We start from the raw sequence: 18,871 nt of genomic DNA on the forward strand, positions 1-18,871 counted from the left end.
GCAACAAGGAGCCCTGCAATGTGGGATATGAATGTGCCGTGGTGGGAATTCGTGCTGCGAGGCGTGGTGGTCTATGTGTTCCTGCTGGTGTTCCTGCGCCTCACGGGCAAGCGGCAGACGGGGCAGTACGCGCCATTCGACCTGGTGCTGTTGCTGATCCTGTCGAACGCGGTGCAGAACTCGATGAACGCGGGCGACAACTCGCTGGTGGGCGGGCTGGTCTCTGCCGCCACACTCATCGGCTGCCATGTGGTGCTGGCGCAGCTGACGTTTCGTTTTGCGTGGATGGAGCGCCTGATCGACGGCAGCCCGCAGGTGCTGGTGCAGCAGGGGCAGGTGAATACAGACCTGATGCGCAAGGAGTTGCTCTCCACCGACGACCTGGAGGCCGCGCTGCGCGCCAGCGGCTGCCTGCACCTGCATGAGGTGGAGCGGGCGACGATTGAAACCAACGGGCAGATCACGGTGGTGCTGCGGCGCCGGGGTGGCTGAGACAGCACCACACCACCACGTTTTTCACGGTTGAGGAACCCTTCTTCGGTCGGGTTGCTGCGGCAGGGCGCCGCACGAAAGATCAAGGCCTTTTGTTCTGGCGTTTTGCGCCATCTATTCATCGGCCTATGACCTCCTTCCTTGCCTGCGGAACCCCGTCCGCCCCCCCCCACGTTCACGCCCACGCACCAGCGCGCTTGCCACGCCTGTCCGCACTGGCGATCGCCCTGACGGCTGCAGTGCTGCTGTCGGGCTGCGAAACCACCAACATGCGCATGGGCAGCGGCGACGCCAAGACCGTGGCCACCGGCAGTGCCGCGGGCGCTGCCACCGATGCCGCCAGCAGCGAGCTGGAGCGCTGCGAGTCGTCGCTGGGCACGGTGTCGCTCATCGAGAACCAGCAGGCGGGGTGGTACACCATCCTGCGCGACCAGTACCGCCTGCCGCCCACCGCCAACCTGCTGCGCCTGCTGGTGCAGCAATCCAACTGCTTTGTGGTGGTGGAGCGCGGCGCCGCAGGCATGAACGCCATGACCCGCGAGCGGGCGCTCATGCAGTCGGGCGAAATGCGCCAGGGCAGCAACTTTGGCCAGGGGCAGATGGTGGCCTCGGACTATGGGCTCTCGCCTGAAATCATCTTCCAGAACCACAACGCAGGCGGCGCGTCGGCCTCGCTGGGCGGGCTTGTCGGCGGGCGCGCGGGCGGGCTGCTCGCAGCCATCGGCGGCAGCCTGAACACCAAGGAGGCCAGCACCCTGCTCACCCTCATCGACAACCGCTCGGGCGTGCAGGTGGCGGCCTCGGAGGGCAGCGCAGCCAAGACAGACTTTGGCGCCATGGGCCAGTTGCTGGGCGGATCGGGCGGCGCACGCCTGGGCGGCTACTCCAACACCGCCGAGGGCAAGGTGATTGCCGCCGCCTTCATGGATGCGTTCAACCAGATGGTGCGTTCGCTGCGCAACTACAAGGCGCAGACGGTGCGCGGCCAGGGCCTGGGTGGCGGCGGCCGCCTGGGGGTGGATGGCGCGGCACCTCCGTCGCAGACCTCGGCACCGCGTGCGGCCGCCGGTGGCGCAGCTGGCGCCCCTGGCCTGGCACTGAAGGACGCCCAGGCCCGGCTCAACGAGCTGGGCTACAACGCGGGCGTGCCCGATGGGGCCATGGGCGGCAAAACGACAGCTGCGCTGCGCGCATTCCAGAAGGATCGCGGCATCGCGCAGTCGGGCCGCCTGGATGCAGCCACGGCGGGGGAACTGTCGAAGTAGCCACCACGTCCGCCATGGAAAAAACCGCCATTGCATCCAATGGCGGTTTTTTTGTATGCGCATTACCGCAACGTCGGATGTGCTTGCCGGCAGACGCCCATGTCCGCCAGCGGGCAAGCCTGCATCCTCAATTCTGCGTATAGCAAGTCTTACTGGGAATGATCAGGTCTGCGTAGGTCTCTGCACTGGCCGCCGTGGGAAACACGGTGGGAGTGCTGTCACCGAACACACACAGATAGGCCCCCTTGCGGGTCCACACGGAGCGCGATGTTAAGCCCGACGGCGTCACCCAGGTGCTCCAGAAAGCCGTGGCCGTTGCAGTACTTCCATTGCGGTCAAAGCTGAACACCCCCAGGTCCGTCAGTGGCCCTGCGAGCGTACCCTGGCCCGAGCACTCGGCATTGGTATAGGTAAGCAAGCCCTGCGCGACCGTGGCCCGCGCGTCGCTTTGCCGGGCAATGCGCCACAGGAAGCGCCCCCACACGCCAGGCCGCGCCAGGGAGCACTGGCCCTGCTTCCAGTCGCCCTCAGGCAGGGCTGCAGCAGCAGTTGTGCAGCGCACCTCCACCGTGGTCACATGGGCCGACCCCACGGTGCCCGTGCCGTTGGCCACAGTGCAGCCCTGTCCGCTGGGTTGGGTCTTCACGGTGACCGCATAGGCAGCCCCCCCTGCCAGCGGCGTGGCAAAGCTGAAGCCGCCGTTGGCCGCCACGCCCAGATCGTCACGCCCGTTGTTCTGCAGCACCAGGCCGCTGCCGGTGAGGCCCGTGACAGCACCGCCCACGGTGAAGGTGGCGGCGGCCAGGTTCTCGCAGCGCACCTGCACATTGCTCACGTTGGCCGTGGCGGTGCCTGTGCCCTGGGCCACGGTGCAGCGCTGGCCTGCGGGCTGTGCCTTGATGGTGACGGCGTAGGCCACGCCCCGATCCATGCGGGTGTTGAACACAAAGTTGCCGTTGGTGCTGACCGTGAGGTCGTCGGTGCCCAGGTTCTGCAGGGTCACGGCCTTGCCCGCCCCGAGGCCGGCCACATCGCCTCCCACCGTGAACACCCCCACGGCCGGAGGGGGCGTGCTGCCGTTGTTGTCGTCGCCACCGCCACATGCTGCCAGCAGCGCTGCGGCCAGGCCAAGGGGAGCCCAGCGGAAAACGGGCCGTGCGGGGTGCAAAATGCGCTGTGCGCGGGTTGAAGCCATGTGCGGAAACCTCCGGGGTGGTGAATGGAGGGCGGATTCTGTGCAGCGCAGCACGCCGTGCGGAACCCTACCAGGGTAGGGTTTGCGCGCCACCCCGCCTGGGCCACACTTGGCAAAATTTGCCCTTGGTGCAACCCTGCGCCCCTACCCCCCTGCCGACTTGGCCATGCCACCACCCCCTTATGCCCTTGTCCTGGACGACCACCCGCTGGTAGCACGCGGCGTGGCCGAGTTCCTGCGCTCGCGCCTGCCCCGGATGGAGGTGGCCGTGGCGGGCCGCACCGAGGACGTGCTGCCCCTGGTGGCCGAACGCGGCGCCCCCGCCATTGCCCTCATCGACTTCTGGCTGGCCGAAGGAGCGGCACTGGACCTGATTGCCCAACTGCGCCAGCACTGCCCCAGCAGCGCCCTGGCGGTGATCAGCGGTGACGACGACCCGAACGTGATGGAGCGCGTGCGCCAGGCGGGTGCCCATGGATTCATCCACAAGCAGGCCCCGCCGGAGACCTTTGCCCTGGCGGTGGAGGCGCTGCTGTGTGGCCTGGCCTGGTTTGAGCCCGCCAGCCACAGCGGCCAGCCCCCGCGCAGCCGCGACCTGCCCGTGACGCCGACGGAGCTGGGCCTGTCGATGCGCCAGGGCGAAATCCTGGCGCTGGTGCTGCAGGGGTTGCCCAACAAGCGCATCGCGCTGCAGTACGACCTGTCGGAGAGCACGGTCAAGGAGCACATGAGCGCCATCCTGCTGCGCCTGGGCGCCCGCACACGGGTGGAGGCGATCACGCGCCTGCGCGGGCGGCGGCTGGTGTTGCCGTCCATGGGCGACGTGTGATGCAGGCCAGGGGTGGGTTTGCACGGCCTTCGTGGCTCGCGCGGTTCACGCCGTTGGCAATGCCGGTGCGCTGACATGGACCCGGTCAACGCCTCTGCCGCGCCAGCCCCGACCCAGGAGCCCCCGCAGGCCTCGCTGCAGACCGTGAGCATGGCGGGCCAGGCCCGGCTGCTGGAGATGACCTACCAGCGCCTGCACACCAGCATCATGGTGCTGCCCCTGGTGGCGCTGGCGCTCACGCTGTTCTACCAGCTGCAGCATGACGCACGCTGGATGTGGGGGTGGTTCGGCTTCTATGTGGTGTTTGCAGCCGCCTCCCACCACTTGCGCCGCGTTTTCCGCCAGGACCAGGGCAGGCTGGATGCGGCCGACCTCATGCGCCGCTGGCGCCCGCGCCTGGAGCTCTGCGCGCTGGTCCATGGCGCAGGCACCACGGCCCCGGTGGTCATCGTGGCGGGCCATGCGAGCTACGACTTTGCGCTGTTGCTGCTGGTGACCAACGCAGCCATTGTGGCGGGCAATGCCACGCACCAGACGCCGGTGCTGAGCGTGTTCATGCGGTTTTTCATGACCGGGTGGAACGCCTCGCTGCTGGTGCAGCCCTGGCTGTTTCCCCAGCACTGGTATTTCATCCTTCCGCTGTCGCTGCTGCACACTTTCACGATGTACCGGCACTCGCACACGGCGCACCGGTTTTTTGTACACCAGGTCTGGCTGGAAGAACGCGGCCAGCAGCTGTCGGCCCAGTACCGCGAAGCGCGCGACGCCGCTGAGGCCGCGCTGGCCGAGAAGAACCGTTTTCTCAGCACCGCCGCCCACGACCTGCGCCAGCCCGTGCACGCCATGGGCCTGCTCACCGAAGCCATCGCGCTGCGCAACCGCGACGCAGCCCTGGCCGCGCCCTTGTCCGACCTGCGGCTGAACCTGCAGTCGGTGCAGCTGATGTTCAACTCGCTGCTCGACCTGTCCAAGATCGAATCCGGCCAGGTGGCGGTGCGGCCCGAGCCGCTGCTGCTGCACCCTTTTTTCAACGAGCTGGAGATCCAGTTCCTGGCCGAGGCCCGCTCGCGCGGGCTGCGCCTGCGGCTGCACATGCCGCCGGCGGGCGCCGCCGTGCAGGCCGACGCCGCGCTGCTGCGCCAGTCGCTGTCCAACCTGGTGCACAACGCGCTGCGCTACACGCCGCAGGGCGGCGTGCTCATCGGTGCGCGGCGGCGGCAGGGCCACTGGCGCATCGAGGTATGGGACACGGGCCTGGGCGTGGCGCTGGAAGACCAGGCCCGCATCTACCAGCCCTTCTACCGCCCCCAGCATGCCTGGCACATCAACCGCGAAGGCCATGGACTGGGGCTGGCCGTGGTGGCACGCTGCGTGGACCTGATGGGCGCGCAGCATGGCCTGCAGTCGCGCCTAGGGGCGGGCTCCTGCTTCTGGCTGCAGTTGCCCGCAGCGGCCCCGGGGCCCGACCCGGCCAGCCCACGCAGCCCATCCGCCCGGCCGTTGCAAGGCCGCTGCCTGATCCTGGACGACGACCCGCATGTGCTGGGGGCCTGGTCGGCCTTGCTGGGCAGCTGGGGGGTGCAAGCCTGTCTGGCATCCGACGCCAGGCAGGCCTTTGCGCATGTGGATGCGGGCCAGACCATCGATGTGGTGCTGTGCGACCAGCGGCTGCGCTCGGGCGAAAGCGGGTTTGACGTGCTGCTGGCCCTGCTGGCGCGCTGCCCGCAGGCACGGGGCGCCATGGTGAGTGGCGAGTTCGACGCCCCGGCCTTGCGCCGCGCCGAAGAAGAGGGCTACCTGGTGCTCAAAAAACCCGTGGACGTGGCCGACCTGCACACGCTGCTCAGCTGCTGGCTGGAGGCTCCGGTCGATGCAACCGTCGCCATGGAGGGCCCCCGGCCATGAGGGTGCTGGCACTGTGGCGGCGCTGGTTTCCCCGCGCGCTGGACACCGGCGACCTGGCCGAGCGCGGCCAGGTGCGCATGCTGGAGCTGACCCACCAGCGCCTGGCCCAGGGCATCTTTGCGATGCCGCTGCTGGGGGTGTTGTTCACCATGTGGTTCCAGGGGCTGGGGCGCAACCCCCTGGGCATGCTGGCCTGGACGTTGCTGTACACGCTGGCGGCGGTGGCCGTGTTTGTGCAGTCGCGCCAGCTGCGGGCCAGCCGCAGCGGTTCGGCCGCTGCCGACGACGCCGCGTGGCTGCGGCGCTGGCGGCCCCGGGTGCGCAACACCAGCCTGGGGCAGGCCCTGGGCCTGGCCTCGCTGGGCGCCATCGTGGTGCTGACCCCCGGGCGCGCCAGCTTCGACTTTGTGCTGTTGCTGCACGTGAGCCTGGCGGTGGTGATTGTGGGCACCGCCACCTTTCAGCTGCCCTCGCTGGGCACATTTCTGCGCTTTTACGGGTTTGGCTGGGGGGTGATCTCGGTGCTGGTGCCGCTGTCGCTGTCGCAGTGGCCCAACCTGTTCGGCAACCCGGCCATGCCGGGCGGGCCGCCTGCATCGCCCTGGCGCTTCATCATCCCCATGTCGCTACTGTTGATGGCGGCGCTGTACCGGCATGCGGTGGTGGCGCACAACTTCTTTCTGCAGCAGGTGCGGCTTGAGGAGGAAAGTCTGCGCCTGGCGCAGGAGGCGCAGCAGGCCCACGCTGAGGCCGAGCAGGCACTGCGCGCCAAGAACCTTTTCCTCAGCACCGCCAGCCACGACCTGCGCCAGCCCATCCACGCCATGGGCTTCCAGATCGAGGCGCTGGCGCGGCGCAACCACGACGCCGCCCTGCTGCCCGCGCTGGACGACATGCGCCGCAGCCTGCGATCGGTGAGCCTGATGTTCAACGCGCTGCTGGACCTCTCTCGCATCGAAAGCGGCACCCTGCAGGCGCGCCGCCAGCCCGTGGCCCTGCGGCCGCTGCTGCACGACGTGGCCCTGCTGTTCCGCGCCGAAGCCCGCGACCTGGGCCTGGTGCTGCGCGAGCACCTGCCGCCCGACGACGCCACCGTGCTGGCCGACCCCGTGCTGCTGCGCCAGTGTGTGATCAATCTGGTGCACAACGCGCTGCGCTACACCCGCCACGGTGGTGTGCTGCTGGCCGCGCGCCGCCGGGGCGGGCGCTGGCGCCTCGCCGTGTGGGACACCGGCGTGGGCGTGGCCGAACAGGACCGCGCCCGCATCTACCAGCCCTACGAACGCCTGCAGCGCGGTGCCACGCAAGTGGACGCAGGCCACGGCCTGGGGCTGGCTGTGGTGGCGCGCTGCGCCGAGCTGATGGCGGCCGAACACGGCCTGCGCTCGCGCCTGGGGCGGGGCTCGTGTTTCTGGCTGCAACTGGCCGCCACCGCCGCCGTGTTGCCCCCTGAACATAAGAACACCCCTGTGCACATGGGCGCACAGAGCGCCCCCGGTATGCCCTCGTCGCCTTTGTCCACGCTGCACGGCACCTGCCTGGTGCTGGACGACGACCCCGAGGTGCAGCAGGCCTGGTGCAACCTGCTGCACAGCTGGGGCCTGAAAGTGCGCCTGGCCGCCAATGCGCAAGAGGCGCTGGCGGCGGCGGCCAGCGGCCCGCCCCCCGACGTGGTGCTGTGCGACCAGCGCCTGCGCACAGGCGAAAGCGGCTTTGACGTGCTGCGCACGCTGCTGGCCCGCCACCCCGGTGCGCGCGGCGCCATGGTGAGCGGGGAGTTCGACGCCCCCGCGTTGCGCGAAGCCGAAGACGAGGGTTACCTGGTGCTGCGCAAGCCAGTGGACCCGGCCGAGTTGCACACCGTGCTGGCCCGGTGGCTGAGGCCAGAAGGAACCTCAAGGCAAAACACCCTCTCGCGATTTACCAGCAAGCGCTAGCAGCTATCTTTTTGAGAGTTTTCCCGGCATCTCGGTCAGCCACTGCCGCAGCAGGGTATGCAGCAGCTCCGGTGCCACCGGCTTGCGCAGCACCAGGTAGCCCTCCGCTTCTGCCTGGCGCAGCGCGGGCGAATCCCATTCGCCACTGACCATGGCCAGCGCGGCATCTGGGCACAGTTCCTCCAGAGACTGGAGTAGCGCGAATCCGCTCTGGCCCGAGCGCAGCCGCTCGTCGCACAGGATGACCTGCGGCGCAAAGCCCTGCGCCAGCAGGTGCTGGGCCTCGGCACCGTCGGCCGCGCAACGCGCCTCTACGCCCCAATCCTGCAGGAGCTGTCGCCAGCCCGCGGCCGCCTGGGGGTCGTCCTCTACCACCAGACAGCGCCCCTGCAGGCTACCTTGCGGCGCCAACGCAAGGGCGGCGGCGCGGGGCGCCTCATCCGCCGCAGCACTGCGCAGCCGCAGCCAAAAGCGCGACCCTCGGCCGAGGCGCGATGCCAGGCCCAGGGGCGCCTCCATCAGTTCGGCGCAGCGCGCCACCACAGCCAGGCCCAGGCCGTAGCCCGCGTCGTCCGCCGCACGCGTCGCGGCACCGCTCTGCGTGAAGGGCGAAAAAATGCGTTCGTGCTCTTCGGCGGCCACGCCGGGGCCGGTGTCCCACACCTCCACCTGCCAGTGGCCGCTGCGCGGGCGGACGGCCAGCAGCACGCCGCCATGCTGCGTGTAGCGCAGCGCGTTGTGCACCAAGTTGACGACGCACTGGCGAAGCAGCATCGGGTCAGCCTGCACCCGCGTGCCGGCTGGCGGGGCACGCAGGCGCAGCGCCAGCCCGCGTGCGCGCGCAGACTCGCCCAGCAGCGTAGCCACTTCGTGTAGCAACGGCGCCAGCTCCACCGGCTGCAGGCGCGCCTGCACGGCCCCGGCTTCGATACGCGACAGGTCCAGCAGCGCATTGCACATCCACTGGAGCGACTGCACGCCCTGGCGCAGGTCCTGCAGCGTTCCGACCAATGCCGGGTCGCGGTTGCGCAGTGCAACGGATTCGGCCAAAAGCCCCACAGCATGCACGGGTTGTCGCAGGTCGTGGCTGGCGGTGGCGAGGAACTGGTTCTTGACGGAGAGCGCCTGCTCGGCCTCGCTCTTGGCGGCGCGGAAGCGTTCACTCAGGTCGATGTTGCTGAGGAAAAACTGGTGGCTGATCCGCGCGTTGCGCAAGAACACCCCGAACAGCAGGTATAGCGGCAGCAGGTACAGCCAGTGTTGCGGGAACACGTAGGGCAGCGACAAAAGGCCAACCGCGAGGCTGGCGAAAAAGAAATGCAAATACACGACCAGCGCCGCAGACTGGTGGTCCGCGCGCGCCGCCATCACCAGCGTGCCGCCGCAGACCAGCACCACACGCAGCTCAAACGGCGCCTCGGGCCCAGCGCACGCGGCCAGGCTCATCAGCAGCGCCCCGTACAAGGCCGCCAGGGGTTGCACGCGGCGCAACCAGGTGGTCAGCAGCGCCGCCGGTTCGCCGCTGCCAGCTGCCATCTGCCGCATGTCGCGCTGCCATAGTGCCCAGGCGCCCCAGGCGATGCCGACCAGCGACAGCGAGGCCACCCACCATAGCGTGATAGAAAGCGGCCACAGGCCCAACACATGCAGCCACGCCGAGCCCGCCAGACCCAGCAAGGGCATGACGGTGCAGCCGTCGCGCACGCGCAGAAAGCTGTTGCCCAGCAGCTGGAGCCGCGCGGCCGGAGGCAGCGCCGACCAGGAGAGAACGGGCTCGGGGTTGATGCTCATGCCGACGATATTCGCATGTGCAGGCCTGCCCGTGTGGGGTGGACGGCTACGCCAGCGCGCGCTGGATGATGATTTTCTGCACGTCGCTCGTGCCTTCATAAATCTGGCACACGCGCACGTCGCGGTAGATGCGCTCCACCGGGAAGTCGTTCACCACGCCGTAGCCGCCCAGCGTCTGGATGGCGGCGCTGCACACGCGTTCGGCCATTTCGCTGGCAAACAGCTTGGCCATGGCGGCTTCCTTCAGGCAGGGCTTGCCCGCATCGCGCAGCGCGGCGGCGTGCCAGATGAGCTGGCGCGCGGCCTCGATCTGCGTGGCGCAGTCGGCCAGGCGGAAACCCACAGCCTGGTGGTTGAAGATGGCGGTGCCAAAGCTCTCGCGCTCCTTCGAATACGCCAGCGCCGCGTCGAACGCGCTGCGCGCCATGCCCACGCTCTGCGCGGCGATGCCGATGCGGCCGCCTTCGAGAGCGCCCAGGGCGATCTTGTAGCCCTCGCCTTCGGCGCCGATGAGGTTCTCGGCCGGGATGCGGCAGTTGTCAAAGTTGATCTGCGCGGTGTCGCTGCTGTGCTGGCCGAGCTTGTCTTCGAGCCGTGCGACCACATACCCCGGCGCGGACGTGGGCACGAGGAAGGCGCTCATCCCCTTCTTTCCCGCGCCCTTGTCGGTGACGGCGATGACGATGGCCACATGGCCGTTCTTGCCGCTGGTGATGAACTGCTTGACGCCGTTGATCACGTATTCGTCGCCCTGCTTCACCGCCGTGGTGCGCAGAGCAGAGGCGTCGGAGCCCACATGCGGCTCGGTCAGGCAGAAAGCGCCCAGCATCTGGCCTTGTGCCAGCGGTGTGAGCCAGTCTTTCTTCTGCTGTGCGTTGCCGTAGCGCATGAGGATGGCGTTGACGGGGCAGTTGGTCACGCTGATGGCGGTGCTGGTGCCGCCGTCACCGGCCGCGATTTCTTCGAGCACCAAAGCGAGCGTGAGGTAGTCGAGGTTGGCACCGCCAAACTCTTCGGGCACGCAGATGCCGTAGGCGCCCAGCGCGGCCAGACCCTGGTGGGCTTCCTTGGGGAAGTGGTGTTCCTTGTCCCAGCGCGCGGCGTTCGGCCACAGCTCGGTCTGGGCAAAGTCGCGCACCGCGTCGCGGATCATTTCCTGGTCTTGGGTCAACAGCATGGGGTGTCTCCGAAAGTCGTTGTTCGTTGAAAAGAATTACCAGTGCGCGGCGCGGCGGCCGTCGTGGTGCAGCAGGCGGCCCTTGTCGGCCGGGGTCAGGCCCGCCACGGTGTTGCGCAGGCCGCGCACGCTGTCCTCGACCGTGAGCGGGGCGCTGTCGCCGCCCATGTCGGTCTGCACCCAGCCGGGGTCGATGGTGACCAGCGTGGCGCCCGGGTAGTCGTGCTGTGCGGCGGCCACGGCCATGTTGAGCGCGGCCTTGCTGGTGCGGTACAGCCAGGAGCCGCTGTTCGGCACGCTGCCGATCTGCGACATGGAGGACGAGATGAACGCAAACACCCCGCCCGCATCCGCCACCAGCGGGGCCACCTGCGGGATGGCCTGCATCGCGCCCAGCACGTTGGTGTGCATGACGGCGTCGAAGTCCTGCTGCGTGGGCGGCGTGAGGGCGTTCGGGCGGCGGATCACCCCGGCCACATACCAGGCGATGTCGATCTTCTCGCCATCGAGCTGCCATGCCAGGCCGCTGATGCTGGCGGGGTTGGCCACATCCACCGTCAGCGCCTCGGCGCCCAGGGCCCGCACACGCTCGCGGCCCGCGTCGTCGCGCACGGTGGCGATCACGCGGTGGCCCGCCTCGGTGTACTGGCGCACCAGCTCCAGGCCAATGCCCCGCGATGCGCCAATGACGAGTATGGAGTTCATTCTTTGAACAAAATGGGCCTCTTCCGCGCGTCCATCATGCGAAAGCAGCTATAAAAACATGAGCGAACCAGTGGCGTACTGGCTCGCTCTCCACACCACCCGGCAGCGCCGGGAGGGCCATCACACCGGTTCAGTTACACCAGTTCCAAGGCCACGGCTGTGGCTTCGCCGCCGCCGATGCACAGCGTGGCCAGGCCCTTGGTCAGGCCGCGCGCCTTGAGCGCATGGATCAGCGTGACCATGATGCGCGCGCCGCTGGCGCCGATGGGGTGGCCCAGCGCACAGGCGCCGCCGTTCACGTTGACCTTGTCGTGGGGCAGGTCCAGTTCCTTCATCAGCGCCATGGGCACCACGGCGAAGGCCTCGTTGATCTCCCACAGCTGCACATCACCCACCTGCCAGCCCGCCTTGGCCAATGCCTTCTGCGCGGCGCCCAGGGGCGCGGTGGCAAACCACTCGGGCTCTTGCGCGTGCGTGGCGTGGCTCACGATGCGTGCCAGGGGCTTGGCGCCCAGTTTCTTGGCCGTGGACTCGCGCATCATCACCAGCGCCGCAGCGCCGTCGTTGATGCTGGAGCTGGAGGCGGCGGTGATGGTGCCGTCCTTCTTGAACGCGGGCTTCAGGGTGGCGATCTTTTCGAGCTTGACCTTGCCGGGACCTTCGTCCACGGAGATCACGGCTTCGCCTGCGCGGGTCTTGACGGTGACGGGCACGATCTCGGCCGCAAACGCGCCGGATTCGGTGGCGGCCTTGGCGCGCTGCACGCTGGCGGTGGCAAACGCATCCTGCTGCTCGCGGGTGAACTGGTACTTGGCGGCGCAGTCTTCCCCAAAGGTGCCCATGCTGCGGCCTGCCTCGTAAGCGTCTTCCAGACCGTCGAGCATCATGTGATCGAAAATGCGGTCATGGCCCAGGCGGTAGCCGCCACGGCCTTTTTGCAGCAGGTAGGGGGCGTTGGTCATGCTCTCCATGCCGCCCGCCACCATCACGTCGTGCGTGCCAGCCAGCAGCATGTCGTGCGCCATCATCGCGGCCTTCATGCCGGAGCCGCACATCTTGCTGAGCGTGACGGCGCCCGCGCCCTTGGGCAGCCCGCCCTTGAAGGCCGCCTGGCGCGCAGGGGCCTGGCCCTGGCCCGCCATCAGGCAGTTGCCAAACAGCACTTCGCCCACGGCGTCGGGCGACACACCGGCACGCTCGATGGCGGCCTTGATGGCAGCGCCGCCCAGGTCGTGCGCCGCGAGGCTGGAGAAGTCGCCCTGCAGCGAGCCCATGGGGGTGCGCGCGGCGCCGACGATGACGATGGGGTCTTGGATGGACATGGTGAAGGTCTCCTGGGGAATGGTCAGAGGGAAAGTGGGGGGTGAAAAACGAGGCTTGTCGATCTGTCAACGGGCCGCAGCGCCCTGCCCAAAGCGGCGCTCGGTGTCGTACGGAAACACATCGAACATGTGGCCCGCCTGGATGCGCTCTTTGTGTGACTGCCAGAACGCGGCGTCGAGCAAATCGGCGTGGTGCAACATGAAGACTTCGCGCACCGCGTCGTTGCCCAGCAGGAAGGGGCCGAAGGTTTCAGGGAACACATCGCGCGGGCCCACGCTGTACCAGACCTCGCCGCTCATCTCTTCTTCCTCGTTGCGCGGCGTGGGCACGCGGCGGAAGTTGCAGTCGGTGAGGTATTCGATCTCGTCGTAGTCGTAGAACACGACCTTGCCGTTGCGTGTGACGCCGAAGTTCTTCCAGAGCATGTCGCCGGGAAAGATGTTGGCGGCCACAAGGTCCTTGATGGCGTTGCCGTATTCGATGACGCTGTGCTCCATCTGCTGGCGCGCGCGCGGGTCGGACAGGCCGGTGTCGAAGGCTTCCTGCAGGTAGATGTTGAGCGGGATCATGCGCCGCTCGATGTACAGGTGCTTGATGATCACCTCGGTCTGGCCATCGCCGTCGCGGTCGCTGATTTCGAGCTGGCTGGGGGCGAACTTCTCGATCTCGGCGATCAGCGCGTCATCGAAGCGGTCGCGGGGGAAGGCCACCTCGCTGTACTCCAGCGTGTCGGCCATGCGGCCCACGCGGTCGTGCTGCTTGACCAGCAGGTACTTGGCCTTGATCTGCTCGCGCGTGGTTTCCTTCTGGTGCGGAAAGTAGTCCTTGATGAGCTTGAAGACGAACGGAAAGCTCGGCAGATCGAACACCAGCATCACCATGCCCTTGATGCCGGGCGCAATGCGGAACTGGTCGCTGGAATGCTTCAGGTGGTACAGGAAGTCGCGGTAGAACAGTGTCTTGCCCTGCTTGGCCAGGCCCAGGGCGTTGTAGATCTCGGCGCGTGGCTTGCGCGGCATGAGGCTGCGCAAGAACTGCACGTAGGCACTGGGCACCTCCATGTCCACCATGAAGTACGCGCGCGCAAAGCTGAACAGCATCTGCATGTCGTCTTCGCCAAACAGTGCGGCATCGATATACAACCTGCCGCTGTCGTCGTGCAGGATGGGCAGCGCAAACGGCACCTCGTTGAAGCCGTTGATGATCTTGCCCACCACGTAGGCGCCCTTGTTGCGGAAAAACAGGCTGGTGAGCACCTGCACCTGGAAGTTGGTGCGCAGCTTGACCTTGTCCAGGCGGCTGCGCATGGCAGCCACCACACAGGCCGTGTCGCGCGGCAGGTCGGCGAACTCACGCTGGAGCTGGAAGTTCTCGATGATGGCCTGGAAGGTGTCGCCGAGCGTGTCGCGCGTGGGGTAGTAGGCGCGGTAGGTCGGCCGCGCGGCGGGCTCGTCGTTCTCGATGTATTCGGTGCTGACCGCAGGCCGCACAAAGATGAAGTCGTTGTGGAAATGCGTGCGGTGCAGGATCTTGGTGGTGACCGAGTTGAAGAAGGTCTCGGCCAACTCGGGCTGGTGGTGGTTCACCAGCAGCCCGATGTAGTGCAGCTTGACCTGGTGCCACACATCCATGGGCTGCGCGCCCGCGCAAAACTCCTTTTCGAGCCGGCGCACGCATTCCTTCACGCGCAGGTCATAGAACTCGATGCGCTCGCGCTGCGCCCGCTGCTGGCCGTGCCAGTCGGCGGTTTCGAAGCGGTGTTTGGCCCGCGCAGACTCGGTGCGGAACAGCCGGTAGTGGCGGTTGAAACCGTCCATCATGGCCTTGGCAATGCCGTAGGCCTGGGGGGCATCGAGGCGCTGCGGGAACATGGCGGGGTCTGGGCCGTCGCGCTGAGCAGGCTTGGGGCGCCGCTTACTGCCGCTTGACGGCAGCCACGCCAGCGATGGCCGCCTTGTAGAGCGACTCCAGGCCTTCGGTGCTGTCCACCGACATGTGCAGGTTGTTGATGAGCCCGTCTTTCAGGCCATAGCACCAGCCATGCAGCGTGACCTTCTGGCCCCGGCCCCAGGCGTCAAGCATCACGGTGCTTTGCGCCACGTTCACCACCTGTTCGATCGCGTTCAGCTCGCACAGCACATCGTGGCGCCATTCGGGCGCGGTGGCGGCGAGCAGGTCGCGGTGGCGGTCGCGCACATCGGTCACATGGCGGATCCAGTTGTCGGCCAGGCCGACACGCATGCCCTCCAGCGCGGCCAACACGCCGCCGCAGCCGTAGTGGCCCACGACCATGAGGTGTTCGACGCGCAATTGGTCTACCGCGTACTGGATGGTGGACAGGCAGTTGAGGTCGGTGGGCACGACCACGTTGGCCACGTTGCGGTGCACGAACACCTCGCCGGGCTCCAGGCCCGTGATCTGGTTGGCGGGCACGCGGCTGTCGGAGCAGCCGATCCACATGTACTTGGGCTTTTGCTGCGCCAGCAGGCCGGTGAAAAAGCCAGGGCGCTCGCGTTCCATCTGGGCTGCCCAGGCGCGGTTGTGGACAAACAGGTCTTCGATGGAGGTGGGCATGGTGGGTCTGGCTCTTTCAAACAGTGGATCGGCCTGCGGCAAAGGTCCGCAGGTCAGCAGGTTTCGGCAAACAGTTCGCGGCCGATCAGCATGCGGCGGATCTCGCTGGTGCCCGCGCCAATCTCGTACAGCTTGGCATCGCGCCAGAGGCGGCCCAGCGGGTACTCGTTGATGTAGCCGTTGCCACCGAAGATCTGCACGCCTTCGCCCGCCATCCAGGTGGCCTTTTCGGCACACCAGAGGATGACGCTGGCGCAGTCCTTGCGGACCTGGCGCACATGCTCAGTCCCGAGCATGTCGAGGTTCTTGGCCACCGTGTAGGCAAACGAGCGCCCCGCCTGGAGCACGGTGTACATGTCGGCCACCTTGCCCTGAATGAGCTGGAATTCACCAATGCTCTGACCGAACTGCTTGCGGTCGTGAATGTAAGGGATCACGTTGTCCATCACCGACTGCATGATGCCCAGGGGGCCACCGGTCAGAACCGCGCGTTCGTAGTCCAGGCCACTCATCAGCACCTTGGCGCCGTTGTTCACTCCGCCCAGCACGTTCTCGGCAGGCACTTCCACGTCCTGGAACACCAGCTCGCCCGTGTGGCTGCCGCGCATGCCGAGTTTGTCGAGCTTTTGGGCAATGGAGAAGCCCTTCATGCCCTTTTCGATCAGGAAGGCCGTGACACCGCGTGCGCCCATTTCAGGCTCGGTCTTGGCGTAGACCACCAAGGTGTCGGCGTCGGGGCCGTTGGTGATCCACATCTTGCTGCCGTTGAGCAGGTAATAGCCGCCCTTGTCCTCGGCCTTGAGCTTCATGCTGATCACGTCGGAGCCCGCGCCGGGCTCGCTCATGGCCAGCGCGCCCACATGCTCGCCGCTGATGAGCTTGGGCAGGTATTTGGCCTTCTGGGCTTCGTTGCCGTTGCGGTTGATCTGGTTCACGCACAGGTTGCTGTGCGCGCCGTAGGACAGGCCCACCGATGCGCTGGCGCGCGAGATTTCTTCCATCGCCACCATGTGGGCCAGGTAGCCCATGGCGGCGCCACCGTACTGCTCTGGCACGGTGATGCCGAGCACACCCAGGTCGCCCATCTTGCGCCACAGGTCCATGGGGAACTGGTCGCTCCGGTCGATCTCGGCCGCACGCGGCGCGATTTCGGCCTGGGCAAAGTCGCGCACGGCGTCGCGCAGGGCATCGATGTCTTCGCCCAGCTGGAAGTTGAGGCCGGGCAGGTTGGCGGGAATGCTCATGGAATGTCTCCTCGGAATGGATTGGGGGAAATGCTGCGCTCAGCCCTGGATCGCGTCACGCCCGGTAACCGCCATGAGGGTGCACCCCATGGTGGCCACCAGTTTTTCTTGGCTGCCGTCGATGGCGAAGGCCCGGCCTTCGCACACGGTAATGGTGCGGCCAGGCTTGATGACCCGACCCTCCATGCGGAACCGCTCGCCCTTCGCAGGGGCCAGCAGGTTGATCTTGAATTCGATGGTGAGAACGGCGGCATCCTCTGGCATCAGGGTAAAGCCCGCGTAGCCGCAGGCGGAGTCCAGCGCGGTGGCGACCATGCCTGCATGCAGGAAGCCATGCTGCTGGGTCAGCCCAGGGGCCCAGGGAAGATCAATGTCCACCGCACCAGGCTCCAGCAGACCTAGACGGCCACCCAGAGTCGCCATCGCCCCTTGGCGCGCAAAGCTGTCACGCACACGGTCTGCGTAGTGCGCACAGCGGGGCTCGAAAGGGGTCGTTGTCACGACGTTCTCCTGATTTACGTTTACGTAAACGTCAATTATGGATCATTTTTCCATTTCCACCTTGCGCAGCAGCGCGCGGGCCTCTTCTTCATGCTCCTGGACCTCTTCCAGATTGGCCCGCAGGTCGGCCATCTGCTCCTCCAGCTGCTTACGGTGAACTACCAGTACATCGAGGAACTTACGCAATTGCACGCCGGTATCACGGGGGCTGTCGTACAGGTCGATGATCTCCTTGGCCTCGGTCAGGGACAGCCCGAGGCGCTTCGCACGCAGGGTCAGGCGCAGACGGGTGCGGTCGCGGGCGCTGTACACCCGGTTGCGCCCAGCCGGCCCTGTGCGCTCGGGCTGCAACAGACCCATGTCTTCGTAAAAACGGATGGCCCGGGTGGTGAGATCAAACTCTTTGGCGAGATCGCTGATGGTGTAGGTGTTGGCCATGGTGTGAGCAGCATCAGTCCAGTGGTTTCGCACAGGAGACAGCCCTCAGGCCGTCGCTCCCTACAATGGATCAGATGCATGACGTTTACGTTAACGTCAATGCTAACGCATACGACCATGAACCCACTCGAACACCAGATTCACTATCCACTCGGTGATGCCCTGCCCCCGGAAGGCAGCGCCATCGCGGTTGCCCCGGGCGTCAAGTGGATCCGCATGGGCCTGCCTTTCGCGCTCGACCATATCAATCTGTGGCTGCTCAGGGACAGACAGCCCGATGTGGGCGGCACCCTGGTGGAGGGCTGGACGGTGGTGGACTGCTGCATCGACAGCCCTGGCACCCGCGCGCAGTGGGAGCAGGTGTTCGCCAACTGCCTGGAAGGCTTGCCCATCCTGCGTGTGATCGTGACGCACATGCACCCAGACCACATTGGGTTGGCCCATTGGTTGTGCGAGCGCTGGAACGTGCACCTCTGGATCAGTGCGACCGACTACCAGGTCGCCAGAACCGCTGTGTACGACCGCAATGGTTTTGGCGGCGAGGCGGGTGCAGACTTCTACATGCTGCATGGAATGCAGGATGAGGAGTTTCTCCAACACGTGCGGGGGCGCGCCTCCTACTTTCCGACCCTTGTCCCTGCACTGCCACCCTGCTTCCGCAGACTCATGGATGGCGACATCATCGAGATCGGCGGGCACAAATGGCAGTGCATCAGCGGCTACGGGCATGCACCCGAGCACATCGCGCTGTACTGCGAAGAACTTTCAGCACTTCTCAGCGGCGATATGGTTTTGCCACGCATTTCCACCAATGTGAGCGTTCATGCATCCGAGCCAGAGTCGGACCCACTTCGGCTTTTTCTGACGTCCCTGCTCCGCTACCTGGCGCTGCCGCCAAGCACACTGGTCCTTCCGTCCCACGGCAAGCCGTTTCAAGGTTTGCACGAACGCATTCGGCAGTTACAGAACCACCATCGCGAGAGACTCGATGAGATTCTTGCGGCAGCCCAACAGGGTTCGCTCTCAGCCTTCGACGTGCTGCCCATCATGTTCAAGCGCCAATTGGATGCCCACCAGATGACCTTCGCCATGGGCGAGGCATTGGCCCATTTGCATTGGCTGTGGCTGGATGGCCAGCTGCAACGGGTTCTGGACGCTGGTGGAGTTCATCGGTTTCGGCTCGCATTGGGTTCATCTCAACAGGCCCTGCATGGTGGTGCCATGAAAGTCAGCTGACAACACTCTTCTCGCATAAATCTCGCTGCGCAGCCATACGGTAGCGCGACGGCGATAGTAGCGAGATGAGTCGCGGCCAACCGACCAGGAGCGCAAGAACTTCGGCGATGGGGAGCTGCTGCCCATCAAGGGCAGAAGGTATATGAGCGGGGACCTAGATGCCCCAAAGCAAAACGCCCTTCTACTCGATTGAGCAGAAGGGCGGTGTGGGCTGTAAGAGCCTGACGATGACCTACTTTCACACGGGAACCCGCACTAG

16 protein-coding genes are annotated in these 18,871 nt (G+C 66.6%); 6 read left to right on the plus strand and 10 right to left on the minus strand.

The window, feature by feature from the left end; genetic code table 11:
• The first annotated feature begins 18 nt into the window (after window positions 1–18).
• On the plus strand, window positions 19–492 hold the full coding sequence (locus CBY09_RS21940; protein WP_094291685.1) for a DUF421 domain-containing protein: 474 nt from the start codon (window positions 19–21) through the stop codon (window positions 490–492).
• 128 nt (window positions 493–620) lie between these two features.
• Window positions 621–1,757, plus strand: a complete 1,137-nt coding sequence (locus CBY09_RS21945; RefSeq protein ID WP_094291686.1) for a peptidoglycan-binding domain-containing protein — start codon at window positions 621–623, stop codon at window positions 1,755–1,757.
• A 127-nt stretch (window positions 1,758–1,884) separates the two neighbouring features.
• Here CBY09_RS21945 and CBY09_RS21950 read toward each other — a convergent pair whose 3' ends face one another.
• Window positions 1,885–2,952: a hypothetical protein gene (locus CBY09_RS21950; RefSeq protein WP_094291687.1), complete on the minus strand. Its 1,068-nt coding sequence runs from the start codon at window positions 2,950–2,952 to the stop codon at window positions 1,885–1,887.
• A gap of 166 nt (window positions 2,953–3,118) precedes the next feature.
• On the opposite strand from CBY09_RS21950, the gene CBY09_RS21955 reads away from it, so the two are divergent.
• From CBY09_RS21955 to CBY09_RS21965, 3 genes are all read left to right on the plus strand, one after another.
• A complete protein-coding gene (locus CBY09_RS21955; RefSeq protein WP_094291720.1) occupies window positions 3,119–3,781 on the plus strand; it encodes a LuxR C-terminal-related transcriptional regulator in 663 nt (220 codons plus the stop codon).
• A 75-nt stretch (window positions 3,782–3,856) separates the two neighbouring features.
• Window positions 3,857–5,686: an ATP-binding response regulator gene (locus tag CBY09_RS21960; RefSeq protein ID WP_094291688.1), complete on the plus strand. Its 1,830-nt coding sequence runs from the start codon at window positions 3,857–3,859 to the stop codon at window positions 5,684–5,686.
• Entirely contained in the window at window positions 5,683–7,623 is a 1,941-nt protein-coding gene (locus tag CBY09_RS21965) for a hybrid sensor histidine kinase/response regulator (protein ID WP_094291689.1), read from the plus strand. Before CBY09_RS21960 ends, CBY09_RS21965 begins: the two co-directional genes overlap by 4 nt.
• Before the next feature lie 3 nt (window positions 7,624–7,626).
• Here CBY09_RS21965 and CBY09_RS21970 read toward each other — a convergent pair whose 3' ends face one another.
• The 9 genes from CBY09_RS21970 to CBY09_RS22010 all read right to left on the minus strand — a co-directional run bounded on the left by CBY09_RS21970 (window position 7,627) and on the right by CBY09_RS22010 (window position 17,376).
• Window positions 7,627–9,414, minus strand: a complete 1,788-nt coding sequence (locus tag CBY09_RS21970) for an ATP-binding response regulator (RefSeq protein ID WP_165773965.1) — start codon at window positions 9,412–9,414, stop codon at window positions 7,627–7,629.
• A 46-nt stretch (window positions 9,415–9,460) separates the two neighbouring features.
• The gene (locus tag CBY09_RS21975; protein ID WP_094291691.1) at window positions 9,461–10,591 is read right to left on the minus strand and encodes an acyl-CoA dehydrogenase family protein; all 1,131 of its coding nucleotides are present in this window, start codon (window positions 10,589–10,591) and stop codon (window positions 9,461–9,463) included.
• Window positions 10,592–10,627: 36 nt separating this feature from the next.
• Window positions 10,628–11,296, minus strand: a complete 669-nt coding sequence (locus CBY09_RS21980; protein ID WP_094291692.1) for an SDR family oxidoreductase — start codon at window positions 11,294–11,296, stop codon at window positions 10,628–10,630.
• A gap of 134 nt (window positions 11,297–11,430) precedes the next feature.
• Window positions 11,431–12,618, minus strand: a complete 1,188-nt coding sequence (locus CBY09_RS21985; protein WP_094291693.1) for an acetyl-CoA C-acyltransferase — start codon at window positions 12,616–12,618, stop codon at window positions 11,431–11,433.
• Between the two features lie 66 nt (window positions 12,619–12,684).
• Window positions 12,685–14,490 (minus strand): bifunctional isocitrate dehydrogenase kinase/phosphatase, encoded by a 1,806-nt coding sequence (aceK, locus tag CBY09_RS21990; RefSeq protein ID WP_094291694.1) that lies wholly within the window; start codon window positions 14,488–14,490, stop codon window positions 12,685–12,687.
• Between the two features lie 43 nt (window positions 14,491–14,533).
• Window positions 14,534–15,193, minus strand: a complete 660-nt coding sequence (gene can, locus CBY09_RS21995; protein ID WP_094291695.1) for a carbonate dehydratase — start codon at window positions 15,191–15,193, stop codon at window positions 14,534–14,536.
• Between the two features lie 53 nt (window positions 15,194–15,246).
• Complete coding sequence (locus tag CBY09_RS22000; RefSeq protein ID WP_094291696.1) at window positions 15,247–16,437, minus strand: isovaleryl-CoA dehydrogenase; 1,191 nt, start codon at window positions 16,435–16,437, stop codon at window positions 15,247–15,249.
• Window positions 16,438–16,476: 39 nt separating this feature from the next.
• Entirely contained in the window at window positions 16,477–16,860 is a 384-nt protein-coding gene (locus CBY09_RS22005) for a PaaI family thioesterase (RefSeq protein WP_165773968.1), read from the minus strand.
• 120 nt (window positions 16,861–16,980) lie between these two features.
• A complete protein-coding gene (locus tag CBY09_RS22010; RefSeq protein WP_094291698.1) occupies window positions 16,981–17,376 on the minus strand; it encodes a MerR family transcriptional regulator in 396 nt (131 codons plus the stop codon).
• Between the two features lie 117 nt (window positions 17,377–17,493).
• Between CBY09_RS22010 and CBY09_RS22015 the strand changes: the two genes are divergently transcribed.
• Window positions 17,494–18,612 (plus strand): MBL fold metallo-hydrolase, encoded by a 1,119-nt coding sequence (locus CBY09_RS22015; RefSeq protein WP_094291721.1) that lies wholly within the window; start codon window positions 17,494–17,496, stop codon window positions 18,610–18,612.
• Window positions 18,613–18,871: the final 259 nt, after the last annotated feature.

The sequence above is a fragment of the Acidovorax kalamii genome (assembly GCF_002245625.1).
Classification (GTDB): Bacteria; Pseudomonadota; Gammaproteobacteria; order Burkholderiales; family Burkholderiaceae_C; genus Acidovorax; species Acidovorax kalamii.

Excerpts from the sequence above, each read along its gene's own strand:
- CBY09_RS21975 (WP_094291691.1), bottom strand. The coding sequence starts at position 10,591 with ATGCTGTTGACCCAAGACCAGGAAATGATCCGCGACGCGGTGCGCGAC.
- CBY09_RS21980 (WP_094291692.1), bottom strand. The coding sequence starts at position 11,296 with ATGAACTCCATACTCGTCATTGGCGCATCGCGGGGCATTGGCCTGGAG.
- CBY09_RS21970 (WP_165773965.1), bottom strand. The coding sequence starts at position 9,414 with ATGAGCATCAACCCCGAGCCCGTTCTCTCCTGGTCGGCGCTGCCTCCG.
- aceK (WP_094291694.1), bottom strand. The coding sequence starts at position 14,490 with ATGTTCCCGCAGCGCCTCGATGCCCCCCAGGCCTACGGCATTGCCAAG.
- CBY09_RS22010 (WP_094291698.1), bottom strand. The coding sequence starts at position 17,376 with ATGGCCAACACCTACACCATCAGCGATCTCGCCAAAGAGTTTGATCTC.
- CBY09_RS21960 (WP_094291688.1), top strand. The coding sequence starts at position 3,857 with ATGGACCCGGTCAACGCCTCTGCCGCGCCAGCCCCGACCCAGGAGCCC.
- CBY09_RS21950 (WP_094291687.1), bottom strand. The coding sequence starts at position 2,952 with ATGGCTTCAACCCGCGCACAGCGCATTTTGCACCCCGCACGGCCCGTT.
- can (WP_094291695.1), bottom strand. The coding sequence starts at position 15,193 with ATGCCCACCTCCATCGAAGACCTGTTTGTCCACAACCGCGCCTGGGCA.
- CBY09_RS22000 (WP_094291696.1), bottom strand. The coding sequence starts at position 16,437 with ATGAGCATTCCCGCCAACCTGCCCGGCCTCAACTTCCAGCTGGGCGAA.
- CBY09_RS21965 (WP_094291689.1), top strand. The coding sequence starts at position 5,683 with ATGAGGGTGCTGGCACTGTGGCGGCGCTGGTTTCCCCGCGCGCTGGAC.
- CBY09_RS21945 (WP_094291686.1), top strand. The coding sequence starts at position 621 with ATGACCTCCTTCCTTGCCTGCGGAACCCCGTCCGCCCCCCCCCACGTT.
- CBY09_RS21940 (WP_094291685.1), top strand. The coding sequence starts at position 19 with ATGTGGGATATGAATGTGCCGTGGTGGGAATTCGTGCTGCGAGGCGTG.
- CBY09_RS21985 (WP_094291693.1), bottom strand. The coding sequence starts at position 12,618 with ATGTCCATCCAAGACCCCATCGTCATCGTCGGCGCCGCGCGCACCCCC.
- CBY09_RS21955 (WP_094291720.1), top strand. The coding sequence starts at position 3,119 with ATGCCACCACCCCCTTATGCCCTTGTCCTGGACGACCACCCGCTGGTA.
- CBY09_RS22005 (WP_165773968.1), bottom strand. The coding sequence starts at position 16,860 with ATGGCGACTCTGGGTGGCCGTCTAGGTCTGCTGGAGCCTGGTGCGGTG.
- CBY09_RS22015 (WP_094291721.1), top strand. The coding sequence starts at position 17,494 with ATGAACCCACTCGAACACCAGATTCACTATCCACTCGGTGATGCCCTG.